Origin of the sequence: Sulfitobacter sp. LC.270.F.C4 (genome assembly GCF_032922545.1) — a bacterium.
Classification (GTDB): Bacteria; Pseudomonadota; Alphaproteobacteria; order Rhodobacterales; family Rhodobacteraceae; genus Sulfitobacter; species Sulfitobacter profundi.
The window spans coordinates 313,287-329,191 of record NZ_CP136692.1 but is presented as its reverse complement, the minus strand read 5'-3'; the positions used below and the strand labels follow the sequence as shown (position 1 = coordinate 329,191).

Annotated in this window: 12 protein-coding genes; 11 read left to right on the top strand and 1 reads right to left on the bottom strand. The window is 60.7% G+C overall.

The genetic code is table 11. The features are described 5' to 3' along the window. The first annotated feature begins 65 nt into the window (after positions 1–65). From cysQ to R1T45_RS05350, 11 genes are all read left to right on the top strand, one after another. Positions 66–863 (top strand): 3'(2'),5'-bisphosphate nucleotidase CysQ, encoded by a 798-nt coding sequence (gene cysQ, locus R1T45_RS05400; protein ID WP_317390333.1) that lies wholly within the window; start codon positions 66–68, stop codon positions 861–863. After that, positions 863–1,663, top strand: a complete 801-nt coding sequence (locus tag R1T45_RS05395) for a 3-deoxy-manno-octulosonate cytidylyltransferase (RefSeq protein ID WP_132443930.1) — start codon at positions 863–865, stop codon at positions 1,661–1,663. Before cysQ ends, R1T45_RS05395 begins: the two co-directional genes overlap by 1 nt. Further along, positions 1,660–2,937, top strand: coding sequence for a glycosyltransferase family 2 protein (locus tag R1T45_RS05390; RefSeq protein WP_317390332.1), 1,278 nt, complete (start codon positions 1,660–1,662; stop codon positions 2,935–2,937). The genes R1T45_RS05395 and R1T45_RS05390 overlap by 4 nt, the downstream gene beginning before the upstream one ends. Positions 2,938–2,998: 61 nt before the next feature. Beyond that, entirely contained in the window at positions 2,999–3,892 is an 894-nt protein-coding gene (gene galU, locus R1T45_RS05385) for a UTP--glucose-1-phosphate uridylyltransferase GalU (RefSeq protein WP_067916371.1), read from the top strand. 17 nt (positions 3,893–3,909) lie between these two features. Further along, on the top strand, positions 3,910–4,893 hold the full coding sequence (gene galE, locus R1T45_RS05380) for a UDP-glucose 4-epimerase GalE (protein ID WP_259946694.1): 984 nt from the start codon (positions 3,910–3,912) through the stop codon (positions 4,891–4,893). After that, positions 4,886–6,082: a glycosyltransferase family 1 protein gene (locus R1T45_RS05375; RefSeq protein ID WP_317390331.1), complete on the top strand. Its 1,197-nt coding sequence runs from the start codon at positions 4,886–4,888 to the stop codon at positions 6,080–6,082. Before galE ends, R1T45_RS05375 begins: the two co-directional genes overlap by 8 nt. Before the next feature lie 68 nt (positions 6,083–6,150). After that, on the top strand, positions 6,151–7,137 hold the full coding sequence (locus R1T45_RS05370) for a glycosyltransferase family 2 protein (protein WP_317390330.1): 987 nt from the start codon (positions 6,151–6,153) through the stop codon (positions 7,135–7,137). Beyond that, positions 7,134–8,831: a beta-1,6-N-acetylglucosaminyltransferase gene (locus tag R1T45_RS05365; protein ID WP_317390329.1), complete on the top strand. Its 1,698-nt coding sequence runs from the start codon at positions 7,134–7,136 to the stop codon at positions 8,829–8,831. The genes R1T45_RS05370 and R1T45_RS05365 overlap by 4 nt, the downstream gene beginning before the upstream one ends. Before the next feature lie 3 nt (positions 8,832–8,834). Further along, the gene (locus R1T45_RS05360) at positions 8,835–10,262 is read left to right on the top strand and encodes a nodulation protein NodH (protein WP_317390328.1); all 1,428 of its coding nucleotides are present in this window, start codon (positions 8,835–8,837) and stop codon (positions 10,260–10,262) included. Between the two features lie 85 nt (positions 10,263–10,347). Beyond that, positions 10,348–11,004, top strand: a complete 657-nt coding sequence (locus R1T45_RS05355) for a YczE/YyaS/YitT family protein (protein ID WP_120349751.1) — start codon at positions 10,348–10,350, stop codon at positions 11,002–11,004. Between the two features lie 172 nt (positions 11,005–11,176). After that, the gene (locus tag R1T45_RS05350) at positions 11,177–13,366 is read left to right on the top strand and encodes an NADP-dependent isocitrate dehydrogenase (RefSeq protein WP_317390327.1); all 2,190 of its coding nucleotides are present in this window, start codon (positions 11,177–11,179) and stop codon (positions 13,364–13,366) included. A 114-nt stretch (positions 13,367–13,480) separates the two neighbouring features. On the opposite strand, the gene gyrB is transcribed toward R1T45_RS05350, so the two are convergent. Continuing rightward, positions 13,481–15,895, bottom strand: a complete 2,415-nt coding sequence (gene gyrB / locus R1T45_RS05345) for a DNA topoisomerase (ATP-hydrolyzing) subunit B (protein ID WP_120349727.1) — start codon at positions 15,893–15,895, stop codon at positions 13,481–13,483. Between the last annotated feature and the right edge of the window lie 10 nt (positions 15,896–15,905).

The window sequence follows — 15,905 nt, the reverse complement described above, 5'->3', positions numbered from 1 at the left end:
TTAGCTGCACAGCATAAGGGAAACGGTTAATTGAAGCAACGACAGCCCGCAGGGCCGGAGGCAAAATGGATTACGAGAAATTGGTCGCAGAAATGCGGCGGCTGGCATTGGAAGCCGGGGATAAGATCATGGCGATCTATGGTCAGGATGATTTCGAGGTGAAATCGAAATCCGACGACAGCCCCGTCACCGCCGCCGACGAAGCCGCCGATGCGATCATTTCCGAAGGGCTTCGCGCTGCCTTTCCCGATGTCATGCTGGTCACTGAAGAACAGGCCGCAACCCATACCGCCAAGGGCGATACATTTCTCATCGTTGACCCGCTTGATGGCACCAAGGAATTCGTCCACCGCCGCGGGGATTTCACGGTGAACATCGCGCTGGTCGAAGGCGGCGTGCCGACGCGCGGCGTGGTCTATGCCCCTGCCAAATCCCGGATGTTCTTTACCCAAGCCGACGGTCAATCGGTCGAGGAGACGGGCGCATTTGCCAAAGGGCAGCTTGGCGAAACCAAGGCGATTTCAGTCTCTAATCCAGACAACACGGCCCTGATGGTCGTCGCCTCCAAATCACACCGCGATCAGGCGACTGACGATTACATCGGCAAATACGGCGTGCGGGACATGACCTCAGCAGGGTCGTCGCTAAAGTTCTGTCTGGTCGCGACCGGAGAGGCCGATCTCTACCCGCGTTTGGGCCGCACGATGGAATGGGACACCGCCGCAGGCCATGCGGTGCTAAACGGGGCAGGCGGCGCAGTGGTGCGTTTCGATGACCTCACTCCGCTGGCCTACGGCAAGGAAGATTTCGCCAACCCCTTCTTCATCGCCCATGCACCGGGTGTTGAGCTGAAGGCGGGCTGATGTCTGTTCTGATCGTCATCCCCGCCCGCTATGCCTCCACCCGCTATCCCGGCAAACCGCTTGTGGCCCTCACCGGAGCTACGGGGCAAAAACAGTCCCTGATTGAACGCAGTTGGCGGGCCGCCAGCGCGGTTTCGGGCGTCGATCGTGTGGTGGTGGCTACCGACGACGACCGCATTCGGGAGGCCGCAGAAGGTTTCGGCGCCGAGGTCGTGATGACTTCGGAAGCCTGTGCCAACGGCACCGAACGCTGCGCCGAAGCTCATGCCGCGCTGGGCGGGGGCTATGACATCGTGGTCAACCTGCAAGGCGACGCACCGCTAACGCCGCATTGGTTCGTCGAAGGGCTGGTGCAGGGGTTGAAAGACAATCCCGATGCCGAGATCGCTACCCCGGTGCTGCGTTGCGACGGTGCCACGCTGAACAGTCTTTTGGGCGACCGCAAAGCAGGCCGGGTCGGCGGCACGACGGCGGTTTTCCGGGCCGATAATCAGGCGCTCTATTTCTCGAAAGAGGTCGTTCCCTATACCGGAAAGCCCTACGCAGAGACTGATATGACCCCGGTTTTCCATCATGTCGGTGTCTATGCCTACCGGCCCGACGCGCTGGCGCGCTACCCCAGCTGGCCTGTCGGCCCCTTGGAGCAGTTGGAGGGGCTGGAACAGCTTCGTTTCCTTGAGAATGGGCGCCCGGTGCTCTGCGCCGAGGTTGAGGCCAAGGGGCGCGAGTTCTGGGAATTGAACAACCCCGAGGACGTGCCGAAGCTCGAAGCCATGATGGCGAAAATGGGTCTGGAATGACCACCACCCCCGTCAGTGCCACGCTGGAAAGCGGCGTGCCTGTCAGCATCGTGATCGTCAGCCGGAACCGGCCCGAGGCATTGCGGCGCTGTCTGACGGGGATGGGGCAGCTTCAATACGCCCCTTTCGAAGTCATCGTCGTGGCCGATCCCGCAGGGATCACCGTGGCCCGCGACATGGTCTTTGCCGAGGCCCTAAAGCTGGTCACTTATGACAGGCCGAACATCTCTGCCGCGCGCAACCTTGGGATCGCCGAGGCCGCGGGGGAGGTCGTGGCCTTTATCGATGATGATGCCGTGCCAGAGCCGCTGTGGCTGCGCCACCTGCTGGAACCTGCGCAACGGCCCGGCGTCGCGGCGATGACCGGTTTCGTCCGGGGGCGAAACGGCATCTCGTTCCAATACCGCGCGCGCCAACTGAACGCTTTGGGAGAGCCGGAAAACCTTGATGTAGACCCCGAAACGCCCAGCATTCTGCACCCTCCGCCCGGGGGGGCAATCAAAACCGAAGGCACCAATATGGCCTTTCGGCGCGATGTCTTGGTGGAGGTGGGCGGTTTTGACCCGGCCTTTCATTACTATCTCGATGAAACCGACCTGAACATGCGGCTGGCGCGGGCGGGCCATGCCACCGCAATCGTGCCGCTGGCAGAGGTCCATCACGGTTTCGCCGCCAATGCGATGCGCAGCGCCAACCGCGTGCCGCGTGATCTTTTCGATATCGGGGCAAGCTGGGCCGTGTTCCATCGCAAACATCTGGCCCCGCAGGACCGTGCCGCGCAATGGGCGTACCTTCGCGCGGCAGAGCGCCGCCGGTTGCTGCGCCATCTGATAAGCGGCGGGTTAGAGCCAAGCGATGTTCCCCGTCTGCTGCGCAGACTGGATGAAGGCCACGCCGAGGGGCTAAAGCGCCCCATCGTCAGCACCACCGTACCGCGCACAACCAACAGCCCCTTTTGCCCCTTTCCCGCCCGCCCGCGGCGCAGCGTGGCGATCTTCACCCGGCCTATAAAACTGGCACGAGACCGGGCAAAAGCTGCAAAACAGGCGCAAGCCGGAGAGATCGTTACCCTGATCAGCCTTTCGCCAACGGCGCTCTACCATCGCGTTGCCTTTGATCCGACCCACGCTATTTGGCTGCAAACAGGTGGAATATTCGGAAAATCCGCCCGGGATGACGCGGTTTTTCGCTTAAGGCGGCGGTGTGATCGGCTGAAAAGAGAAGTTAAGCGAGTTGCCAGACAGCGCGGTTTCAGCGATGATCGTAGCCGTTAAAAAGACGCAGGTGGATTTACCGTGGCGTTCTGTATTTTTCGAATAAGTTGTAAGGATTAACATGCGCAAGAAGGTAACAAAGGCGGTTTTCCCTGTCGCAGGTATGGGGACACGCTTTCTGCCCGCCACCAAATCGGTGCCCAAAGAGATTATGACCCTCGTTGACCGCCCCTTGGTTCAATACGCAATCGATGAGGCGCGGGCGGCCGGGATCAAAGAGTTCATCTTCGTGACCTCGCGCGGCAAAGGCGCGTTGGAGGATTATTTCGACCACGCCCCGCAGCTTGAGCAGGAGTTGCGTAAAAAGGGCAAGACAGAGCTTCTTGAGACGCTTCAAAGCACCAATATGGACAGCGGTGCGATTGCTTACATCCGCCAGCATAAGGCGCTTGGGCTTGGCCATGCGGTCTGGTGCGCCCGCCGTTTGATCGGCAATGAACCTTTTGCTGTCATGCTGCCTGATGACGTGATCGCGGCGGAAAAGCCCTGCCTCAAGCAGATGGTCGAAGCCTATGAGGAAACCGGCGGCAGCATGGTCGCCGCGATGGAGGTCGAGCCATCCCGTGCGTCTTCCTACGGCATTCTCGATACCAGCGAAGAGCGCGGCGATATGGTGAAGGTCAAAGCGATGGTAGAGAAACCCGCCGTCGACGAAGCGCCGTCGAACCTTGCGGTGATCGGGCGTTATATCCTCTCGCCGAACGTTTTGAAGAACCTCAACAAACTGAAATCCGGCTCGGGTGGTGAGATTCAGCTGACCGATGCGATCGCCCAAGAGATCGAGCAAGGCCGTGATGTCTATGGTTTCCGGTTCCGCGGGCAGCGTTTCGATTGCGGCTCCAAAGCGGGCTTTCTTCAAGCGACCGTGGCCTTTGGTCTCGCCCGTGAGGAATTGCGCGACGATCTTTCGGCCTATCTGCAAAGTATTTCCCAAATCGACCGGGCCGCGCAGTAAGGTCGGGAAAACGCAAAATGGAAAAGGTATTGGTAACGGGCGGAGCGGGCTATATCGGCTCGCACGCTTGTAAGGCATTGAAAGCGGCGGGCTTTATCCCCGTCACATTCGATAATCTGGTGACAGGCTGGCGCGATGCCGTGAAATTCGGCCCCTTTGAGCAAGGCGATCTGCTAGACCGCGCGCGGCTGGATGAGGTCTTTGCGAAACATCAGCCCATTGCGGTGATGCATTTCGCCGCCCTCAGCCAAGTGGGGGAGAGCATGGCGGAGCCGGGGCTTTACTGGCGCAACAACGTCAACGGGTCTCTCACGCTGATCGAGGCGGCAGTCGCCGCAGGCTGCAAAGGCTTCGTCTTTTCGTCGACCTGTGCGACCTATGGCGATCAGGATAACGTCGTGCTGGATGAGAACAGTGCGCAATATCCGATCAACGCCTACGGCGCATCGAAACGCGCGATCGAAGACATCCTGCGCGACTTTGAGGCGGCCTATGGGCTGCAGCATGTGATCTTTCGCTATTTCAACGTGGCCGGGGCGGACCCCGAAGGCGAAGTGGGCGAGTTCCATCAGCCAGAGACGCATCTGATCCCCCTGATGCTGGATGCGATTGCCGGAAAACGCGCGGCGCTGACTGTTTTCGGGGATGACTATGACACCCCCGACGGCACCTGTATTCGGGACTATGTGCATGTCTGCGATCTGGTCGATGCCCATGTTTTGGGTCTGAAATGGCTTCAGGACGGGAAGGGCAGCCGCGTGTTCAACCTTGGCACCGGCAGTGGCTTTTCGGTGCGTGAAGTGCTCGACCATAGCCGCGCTGTGACCAATCAAACGGTGCCCCATGAGATCGGCGCGCGCCGTCCGGGGGATTGTACCAAACTTGTGTCAGGCTCTTCCCGCGCGGAAGAGGAGTTGGGTTGGGCGCCCAAGCGCTCGACCTTGGACAAGATGATTGCAGACGCTTGGAAGTGGCACCAGACCGGCCACTACGATGGCTGAACCCGCCGCGCAACTCTTGGACCTGACGCGCAGTTTGCGTCGGGTCGGGCGGGGCGCGACGGGGGTTGATCGGGTCGAACTGGCCTATCTCTCACATCTTCTGACAGGTGACGCACCGCTCTTTGGAGTGGCGCGCACGGCTTTGGGCTATGTCTTGCTGGACCGCGACGGGATGCGGGGCTTTCATGATCGGCTTGAAGGTCGCGTCCCTTGGGGGCGGGCAGACCTTCTGTCGCGCTTGCCACGGGGACGTAGTGTGGCTCTAACACAGGCGGAAAGTGACCTGAGGCGCTTGGCGAGGGGGCGGTGTCTGCCTGCCGGGTTGCCGTCACTGCTCGCGCGGCATCTGCCACCGGGCTTTGCCTATCTCAATGTCGGCCACAGCAACTTGACGGACCGGGTTCTGGGCGGCGTGAAAAAGGCGCAGGGCCGGATTGCGGTTCTTATCCATGACGTGATTCCGCTAGACCATCCCGCCTACCAGCGTCTCGGCACGGTCGCGCCGTTTCGGGCCAAGATTGACCGGGTGTCTGCGCAGGCCGATCTGGTGATCTACAACTCGCAAGACACGCGCCAGCGCAGCGAGGCGCAGATGCGGGGGCGGATTCCCCCTGCCGTTGTCGCGCATCTGGGTCTCGACCTGCCCGGCCCCGATGGCGGTGAACTGCCTGCGGGCCTGCCGCCAGAGCTTCCCTATTTCGTCGTTGTAGGCACCATCGAGCCGCGCAAGAACCATGGTTTCTTGCTGGACCTATGGCAGCAGATGGGCCCTAACGCGCCGCTGCTACTGATCTGCGGCGCTCGGGGGTGGAACAACAGCGCGGTCTTTGACCGTCTTGATCGGCTGCCTCCGGGCGGCTCTGTGCGCGAGTTCTCAAGCCTCAGCGACGCCGGATTGGCCGCATTGGTGCAGGGCGCGGCGGGGATGCTCTTTCCCAGCCACGCAGAGGGGTTCGGCCTGCCGCCCGCCGAGGCGCTGAGCCTTGGATCGCGTGTTTTATGCAACGATTTACCAGTCTTGCACGAGGTCTTGGGCGACAAAGCCGTTTACGCGGCCCTGAGCGAGCCCTATTCATGGATCAGAACAATCGAAGAATGGGCCGCATCTGTGCCAGACCCGCGCCCCGCGACGACTTTTATCGCGCCAACATGGGCCGAACACTTCAAGACCGTGTTAAAGTCGACGTGATAGCGCGGTAGAGAAGCGGTCAGATCCGATAGGTAAGGGGCGGTTTGGGCTTAATTCAGTCATATCGATTGCGGCTGCAACGCAAGCGCTGGCGCATCCGCGCCTTCCGCAAACGGCGCGAGTTGACCCGCGTGGCGAACCGCACCGCCCAGATCAAACGCGACGATATCCTTGTGTTCTGCACGCAGCGCAACGAACGCATCCGGCTGCCCTATTTCCTGAAATACTACCGCGAGATGGGCGTCGGGCATTTCTTTTTTGTCGATAACGACAGCACCGATGGCTCGCTCGACTATCTTGCCGAGCAACCTGATGTGTCGGTCTGGAGCGCCAAGGCCAGCTACAAGCGCGCGCGCTTCGGCGTCGACTGGCTGAACTGGCTGCAGATGAAATACGCTCATGGCCATTGGGCGCTGACGGTCGATCCCGATGAATTTCTGGTCTATCCCTTTTGCGACACGCGGCCCCTGCGGGCGCTGACCGATTGGCTTGATGCGTCGTCGATCAAAAGCTTTTCCGCGATGCTGCTGGATATGTATCCCAAAGGGCGGCTTGACGAAGAACCATACCAAGCGGGCCAAAATCCGATTGAGATTGCGTCGTGGTTCGACAGCGGCAACTACACCATTTCGCGCAATCGGCGGTTTGGAAACCTCTGGATTCAGGGCGGGCCACGGGCGCGGGTGTTCTTCCCCGACGCACCCGCAAAGGCGCCGGCGTTGAACAAGGTGCCGCTGGTCAAATGGGACCGGCGCTATGCCTATGTCAGCTCAACCCATATGCTGCTGCCGCGCGGGCTTAATCAGGTCTATGACGAATGGGGCGGAGAGAAAGCCTCGGGCGTGCTGCTTCATGCCAAGTTCCTCGACACCTTCGGCGCCAAGGCGGCGGAGGAGTTGCAGCGCAGCGAGCATTACGCGGCTTCGGTGGAATACAAAGCCTATGCCGCGCAGCTAAAGGACGACCCGCAGCTATGGTGCAAATGGTCGGAGCGTTACATCAATTGGCGGCAGCTTGAGATTCTCGGCCTGATGTCCAAGGGGAACTGGGCATGAGCGTCGGGATCGTCATGCTGGTGCACAACGCCTTTGACCGGGCCGAGCAGGTCGCGCGCCATTGGGCCGCTGCGGGCTGCCCGGTGGTGATCCACATCGACAAGGCCGTGCCCCGGCGGGCGCACGATGCTTTCATGGCGGCACTCTCTGACCTGAAGGATGTGCATTTCAGCCCCCGCAAACGCTGCGAATGGGGCACTTGGGGGATCGTTGCGGCCTCTCAGGGGGCGGCGGAATTGATGCTGTCGCGCTTTCCCAAGGTGCGCCATGTCTATCTGGCCTCGGGTTCCTGCCTGCCGCTGCGCCCGGTGCAGGAATTGATCGACTATCTTGAGGACCGCCCGCAGACGGATTTCATCGAAAGCGCCACCACGGCGGATGTGCCCTGGACGGTGGGCGGGCTGGACGAAGAGCGGTTTACCCTGCGTTTCCCCTTCTCTTGGCGGCGCAACCGCTATCTGTTTGACCGCGCGGTCGAGATGCAGCGCCTGCTGGGGTTAAAGCGTCGGATGCCGCGCGGGATCGTGCCGCATATGGGCTCGCAATGGTGGTGCCTGACCCGGCGCACGCTCTCGGCGATCCTGCAAGACCCGGACCGGCCCAGCTATGACAAGTTCTTTCGCCATGTCTGGATCCCGGACGAAAGCTATTTCCAGACCCTAACGCGGCTCTATTCCAGCAAGATCGAGAGCCGGTCGCTGACCCTGTCGAAGTTCGATTTTCAGGGCAAGCCGCATATTTTTTACGACGACCACCTGCAGCTATTGCGCCGTTCGGATTGCTTTGTCGCACGCAAGATTTGGCCCCATGCAGACAGGCTCTATCAAGCGTTTTTGACGGATTCGGCCGGTGCGCTGAAAAAGACCGAACCGAACCCCGGCAAGATCGACCGCATCTTTGCCAAGGCCGTGGAGCGACGGACCCGCGGGCGCGCGGGGCTCTATATGCAAAGCCGCTTTCCCAATGAGGATTGGGAGAATGGCGTCACCGCTGCGCCCTATTCTGTGTTTCAGGGCTTTGCCGAGATTTTTGAGGATTTCGAACATTGGCTGAGCCGTGCCAGCGGGGGGCGCGTGCATGGGCATCTCTTTGCGCCCGACCGGGTTCATTTCGCCGACGGGCAGGCCACGCTGAACGGTGCCTTGTCGGACAATCCGGTGCTGCGCGATCACAATGCCAGTGCGTTTTTGACCAACCTGATCTGGAACACCCGTGGCGAACGTCAGTGTTTTCAGTTCGGCCCGATGGACAACCAAGACATCAATTGGCGCGTCGCCAAAGACCCTAACGCGCATATTTCGGTCATCACCGGCGCTTGGGCGGTGCCGCTGTTCCGCTCGAACCTCGATTTCGCCGATATACGCCGTCTGGCGGCCAAGCTGCAAAAGACGGAAAGCACGCATATGGACATGCTGCACTCGCCCTATACCAAGGCGCGCGTGCGGGTCTGGACGATGGCGGATTTCATCGAAGCGCCGATGGAGCCGCTGCAAGAGATCCTTGATGAAATCGGCCGCCCCCGCCTGCGCCGCCTGTCAGAGGCGCCGCGCATGGTTGATCTGGACGGTTTCGGCCAGTTCCTGCAGAACCTCAAGAACCAAGGCATGCACCCCTATCTTGTCGGCGATTTCCCTGTCGCCCGCGGTGGCAGTGCCGATGCCAAACCCTCTCCCAAACCCTATCTGGTGAAATAACCCATGCGCGACAAATTCGACAGTTTCGTGGTCTTCGCCGAGATGCGGACCGGGTCAAATTTTCTGGAGGCGAACCTAAACGCTTTCGCGGGGATCGCCTGTCATGGAGAGGCCTTTAACCCTTTCTTCATGGGCTATCCCAAAAGCGAGCCGATCCTAGGTATCGATCAGGCCACGCGGGACGAAAACCCTAAAAAGTTGCTTTCCGCCATCCGGGGTCAACAGGATGCCTTGGGCGGCTTTCGCTATTTCCACGATCATGATCCGCGCGTATTCGAGACCATCCTCAAGGATCACCGCTGCGCGAAAATCGTGCTGACCCGCAATCCGGTCGACAGCTACGTCAGTTGGAAGATCGCGCAGGCGACCGGGCAGTGGAAACTGACGGATATGAAGGCGCAGAAGGTGGCGCAGGCGGTCTTTGACGCCGATGAGTTCAGCACCCATTTGGACGCCTTGCAGCGCTTTCAGATCACGCTGCTGAACCGCTTGCAGACTTCGGCCCAAACGGCGTTTTACGTGGCATACGAAGACCTGCAAAGCGTTGAGGTGATGAACGGTCTTGCGCGCTATCTTGGCGTGGATGAGCAGTTGGAGGCGCTGGACAAGAACCTCAAGAAGCAGAACCCCAGCCCGATCTCGGCCAAGGTCAGTAACTATGACGAGATGCTAGAGGCGCTGGCGCGGTTGGACCGTTTCGATCTGACCCGCACCCCCAATTTCGAGCCGCGGCGCGGGCCGAATGTGCCCTCCTACGTGGCGGCGGCGACCAGCGGGTTGATCTATCTGCCGATCAAATCCGGGCCGCAGGATCAGGTGTTGGATTGGCTGGCCGCCCTTGATGGTGTCCCGCGCGAGGCGCTGCGCGATAAGATGTCGCAAAAAGAACTGCGTCAGTGGAAGCGCAAAACGCCGGGGCATCGTGGCTTCACCGTGCTGCGCCATCCCGCCCGACGGGCGCATGATGCTTTTTGCCGCCACATCCTGACCACGGGCGAGGGCAGCTATCGTCAATTGCGCAACACGCTGATGCGCCGCTACAAGATGCCGCTGCCGAAAGATGGCCCCGATGTTGGCTTTGACCGGGATGCGCATCGCACCGCCTTTGTCGCCTTTCTGAAATTTCTCAAAGGCAATTTGGCCGGTCAGACGTCGATCCGGGTGGATGCGGCATGGTGCTCTCAGGCCCAAGCCATCGCGGGGTTCGGAGAGTTCTGCCTGCCGGATCGCATCATCCGCGAAGAGGATCTGGCCAGTGAACTGCCCGCTTTGGCCGCGGGCCAAGGCCATGTGACCACCCCCGCCGTGCCTGCGTCGGCGGAACCCGGTCCTTTCACGCTTGCCGATATCTATGACGATGAGATCGAGACGCTGACGGCGGATGCCTATCAAAAAGATTACATGACTTTCGGCTTCACCCGCTGGCGCTGAGTTGGCGCTGGATTGACCTTGCCGGGTTTGGCGTAAACTGGAACAAGGATGCATCCTGAATGCATCGCCAAAGGTCGCGCCGCCCGTGAGTTTCCTGTCAGTCACCTCTGTCCCGACATTGCGCTGGAGTTCGCCCAAGGCGTTCACCCTCAAGCCGCCTTTTGCCTCGATGGTGTTTCTGATCCTCGGGCTGGTCATGTTCGGCTTGGGCGAGGCGCTTTTGGTCAATGCAGGCGTCGGTGTCAGCCCTTGGACCGTCTTTGCCGAAGGGGTGACCAACATCACGGGTTGGAGTCTTGGGCTTGCCACGTTCCTTATCAGCGCCACGGTGCTGCTGCTTTGGATCCCGCTGCGCCAGACGCCGGGCATCGGCACCATTCTGAACGCGGTGATCGTAGCACTGGTGTTGGAATATGCGTTGCCGATCCTGCCGCGGTTTGACAGCTATCTGGCCAATGTAATGCTGGCGCTGACCGGCGTCTTCGTGACCGGCTTTGGCGGCGCGATCTATCTTGTGGCCAACCTCGGCCCCGGCCCGCGCGATGGGCTGATGACGGGGCTGCAGCGGGTGACGGGCAAACCCATCGCCCTTGTCCGCATGAGCATCGAATTATCGGTCGTGGCGATTGGCTGGGCCTTGGGCGGGACGCTGGGCCTTGGCACGCTGCTTTTCGCGGTCGGCATCGGTCCGGCCATGGCCATCGGGATGCAGATTCTGCAAACGCGCAGCGTGACCCGCTGAGACTCAGGCGCGGGATCCGGGGGGATGCGCTCCATCGAAGCATGCCGAAAGGCTGAAATCCGCTAGTTCCGCATATTTTCCCGAAACGACCCTACCGCATACTGCGGTATACCGTCGACCTTCGCCGCCTCTTCCGCTATCAGGGCACCAAATGCAGCAATTTGGAGCAATCATGTCCGATATCATCTACACCAAAGTTGACGAAGCGCCGGAGCTGGCCTCTGCGTCGCTGTTGCCGATCATCAAGAAATTCGCCGAAGCCGCTGGTGTGAGCGTCGGCACGAAAGACATCAGCCTTGCGGGCCGCATCCTCGCGACCTTCCCCGAGCATCTGACCGAGGAACAGCGTCAGTCCGACGATCTGGCGGAATTGGGCCGTCTGGTGAAGACGCCCGAGGCCAATGTCATCAAGCTGCCGAACATCTCTGCCTCCGTGCCGCAGTTGGTCGCGGCGATCAAAGAGCTTCAGGCCCAAGGCTATGCGCTGCCCGACTACCCAGAAGAACCCAGCACGAACGAAGAAAAGGCCGTGCGCGCCAAATATGATGGCATCAAAGGGTCGGCTGTGAACCCGGTCCTGCGCGAAGGCAACTCTGACCGCCGCGCGGCCAAGGCCGTCAAAAGCTTTGCCCAGTCCAACCCGCACCGCATGGGCGACTGGCAGTCGGACAGCAAGACGCATGTATCGTCGATGTCCGGCAATGATTTCTTCTCCAACGAAGTTTCCGCCACGCTCGATGCCGCGAGCGGCGCAAAGATCGTGCTGGAAACCGCGGATGGTGAGACGGTTCTGAAAGACGGGCTTGAGTATCCTGCGGGCACCGTGGTCGATGCGACCTTCATGAGCGCCGCGGCACTCAAGGACTTCCTCAACACCCAGATCGAGAAAACCAAAGAAGACGGCATTCTCTTCTCGCTGCACCTCAAGGCCACGATGATGAAGGTCTCTGACCCGATCCTGTTCGGCCACGCGGTCAAAGCCTACCTTGCACCGGTGTTTGAAAAGCATGGGCAAAAGCTCAAGGAACTGGGTGTGAACCCCAACTCCGGCCTTGGCGACCTGCTGGAGCGCGTGAAAGGCGAGACGGAGATCATGGCCGACATCGACGCCTGCATGGACGACCGTCCGCCGATGTATATGGTCGATTCCGACAAGGGCATCACCAACCTGCATGTGTCGTCGGATGTGATTATCGACGCCTCGATGCCCGCGCTGATCCGCGCTGGCGGCAAAGGCTGGGGCCCGGACGGCAAGGAACACGACGCCAACTGCGTGATCCCCGACAACTCCTATGCGCCGGTTTACGACGAGGCGATCAACTTCTTCAAAGAGAACGGCAAGCTTGATCCGGCAACCGCAGGCACGGTGCAGAACATCGGCCTGATGGCGCAAAAGGCCGAGGAATACGGCTCTCACCCCACCACGTTTGAACTGGCCGAGGCAGGCACCGTCAAGATGATCCTCGACGATGGCACTGTGCTGCACCAGCACAAGGTCGACGCTGGTGATATTTGGCGCTCTTCCTCCGCGCGCAAGGCACCGATTGAGGATTGGGTGAACCTCGCCATCTCGCGTCAAAAGGCCGAAGGCTGCCGGGCGATCTTCTGGCTGGACGAAAGCCGCGCCCATGACGCCGAACTGATCTCCTACGTGAAGCCCATCCTTGAGGCCCAAGGCGTGGCCGATAAGTTCGAGATCATGGCCCCCCGCGAAGCCACCCGCGCCTCGCTTGAGACGATCACCAAAGGCGAGAACACGATTGCCATCACCGGCAACGTGCTGCGCGATTACCTGACCGATCTCTTCCCAATCTTGGAATTGGCGACCTCTGCCAAGATGCTGTCGATCGTGAAGCTGATGAACGGCGGCGGTTTGTTTGAAACCGGCGCGGGCGGTTCGGCCCCCAAACACGTGCAGCAGTTGGTTGAGGAAAATCACCTGCGGTGGGATAGCCTTGGCGAGTTCTGCGCGCTTGGTGAAAGCCTGATGTTCCTCGCCGACGCACGCGGCAACGAGAAGGCGCGCGTGTTGGGCAAAGCGGTCGAGACCGCGACGCAGGGCATCCTCGACCACGGTCGTTCTCCTTCGCGCAAGGTGGGTGAGCCCGACAACCGCGACAGCCACTATTGGTTCGCGCGCTATTGGGCCGAAGCGGTGGCCGCGCAGGGTGATGACGCAGGGCTCGCCGCAGAGTTCGCCCCCATCGCCAAAGAGCTTGCCGCTAAGGAAGCCGAAATCCTCTCTGAGCTTGCGGCGGCCCAAGGTGCTGCTGTCGATCTTGGTGGTTACTATCACACCGACGCGAACAAAACTGCCCGCGTGATGCGCCCCTCCGAGACGCTGAATGGCATCATCGGGTAATTAGCCTGATATAAACAAATCCGCCGCGTAGCTGTCTGAGCTACGCGGCGGATATCCGTTTCAAGAATTTGAGCAGAGCGAAAGCGCGTCTTTGCGCCTGCCTACTTCCCCCCTTTAAAAATCCAGGTTCTCCACGCTCAGTGCGTTCTGCTGAATGAACTCGCGCCGTGGCTCGACCACATCCCCCATCAGCTTGGTAAAGAGATCATCCGCCTCGGCCATGTCCTCTACGCGGACCTGCAGCAGCGTGCGTGCATCGGGGTCTAGGGTGGTTTCCCACAGCTGATCCGGGTTCATCTCGCCCAGACCCTTGTAGCGCTGCAACGACAGGCCCTTTTCGCCTTCGGCGAGGATCGCTCCGAGCAGGTCCATGGGGCCATAGATCATCTGGCTGCGGTCCTTGCGGATCAGCTTGGCGGGCTGGTCATAGACATCTTGTAGGTGCTGGGTGAAGCTGCCGGATTTCTTCGCCTCGCCCGACCGCATCATGCGGCCATCAAGCGTGCGTACCTCCTCTACGCCGCGCAGGATGCGGGCGAGGCGGATGCCGTGATCTTGGGTGATGCGGCCCTGCCAGCCACGCTCGTATTCCAGCGCGATCAGGTTCAGACGGTCGGCGACCTTGTCGGCCACGCCTTGCAGGTCGCTGTCCACCGCGCCATCGACAAAGGCCCCGGCGATGGCGGCCTGTTCAAGGATATGGCGCGGGTAATGGGTTGGGAAGGCTTCCAGCACGCGCTTGAGTTGGCGCGCCATGTCGACCACGCGGGTGAGGTCTTGGCCGGTGATCTCTTCGCCGTTGCCTTGGCGCAGCATGGCACCGTCGACGCCCTGCTGGATCAGATATTCCTCCATTGCGGCCTCATCCTTGAGATAGACCTCGGACTTGCCGCGCGACACTTTGTAGAGCGGCGGCTGCGCGATGTAGAGGTGTCCGTTCTCGATGAGTTCGGGCATCTGGCGGTAGAAGAAGGTCAGCAGGAGCGTGCGGATATGCGCCCCGTCGACGTCGGCGTCGGTCATGATGACAATCTTGTGGTAGCGCAGTTTGGAGAGGTTGAACTCATCCCGCCCGATGCCAGTGCCGAGCGCCATGACAAGGTTGCCGATCTCTTGGCTGCCCAGCATCCGGTCAAACCGGGCGCGTTCAACGTTGAGGATTTTACCTTTGAGCGGCAGGATCGCTTGAGTCTGACGGTCGCGTCCGGTCTGGGCAGAGCCGCCGGCGCTGTCCCCCTCGACGAGGAAAACTTCGGTCTTGGAGGGGTCTTTCTCCGAGCAGTCCTTGAGCTTGCCCGCGAGGAAGTTTACATCCATCGCCGTCTTGCGACGTGTCAACTCGCGCGCCTTGCGGGCGGCTTCACGGGCCTGCGCGGCCTCGACGATTTTGCCGACGATCTGCTTTGCCTCGTTGGGGTTCTCTTCGAACCACTCGGCGAGCTTTTCGTTCATCAGCCCTTCGACCGCGGGGCGCACTTCGGACGACACCAGCTTGTCTTTGGTCTGGGAGGAGAACTTAGGATCCGGCACTTTGACCGAGAGCACGCAGGTCAGACCCTCACGCGCGTCGTCGCCGGTGAAGTTGATCTTTTCCTTTTTGGCGATGCCGCTGGTTTGAGCGTAGCCGTTGATCGTGCGTGTCAGCGCGCCGCGAAAGCCCGCCATATGGGTGCCGCCATCGCGCTGCGGGATGTTGTTGGTAAAGGGCAGCACATTCTCGTGGTAGCTGTCGTTCCACCACATCGCCACTTCGATGCCGATGTCGTCCCGCTCCCCGGTGATGAAGATCGGCTCGGGCATGACGGAGGTCTTGTGCCGGTCAAGGTATTTGACGAATTCCTTCACGCCGCCTTCGTAGAACAGTTCTGTGCGCAGCGGCTCGACGGGGCGTTCGTCGTTCAGGATGATCCGCACGCCGGAGTTCAGGAAGGCCAGTTCGCGCAGGCGTTTTTCCAGCGTTTCGAAGCTGTATTCGAGGTTCGAGAAAGTCTCGGTCGAGGCCATGAAGCGGACCTCGGTGCCGGTGCGGTCCGTCTCGCCCACGACTTCGAGGTGCTTGGTGGTGAAACCACCCTCAAACCGTGCGACATGTTCCTTGCCCTCGCGCCAAATGCGCAGTTCCAGCCAGTCCGACAGGGCGTTTACAACCGAAACGCCAACCCCGTGCAGACCGCCCGAAACCTTGTAGGAGTTGCTGTCGAATTTCCCGCCCGCGTGCAGCTGGGTCATGATGACCTCGGCGGCGGAAACGCCTTCTTCTTCGTGGATGCCCACCGGAATCCCGCGCCCGTTGTCGCTGACCGAGACGCTGGAATCCTCGTGGATTGTGACTGTTACCGCGTCGGCATGACCGGCCAGCGCCTCATCGATGCCGTTGTCCACGACCTCATAGACCATGTGGTGCAGGCCCGAGCCGTCATCGGTGTCCCCGATATACATGCCGGGGCGTTTGCGAACAGCCTCCAACCCTTTGAGAACCTTAATGGAATCGGCGCCGTATTCCTGTGGTGTCTGCGCGGTATCGGACATGCGGAAATAA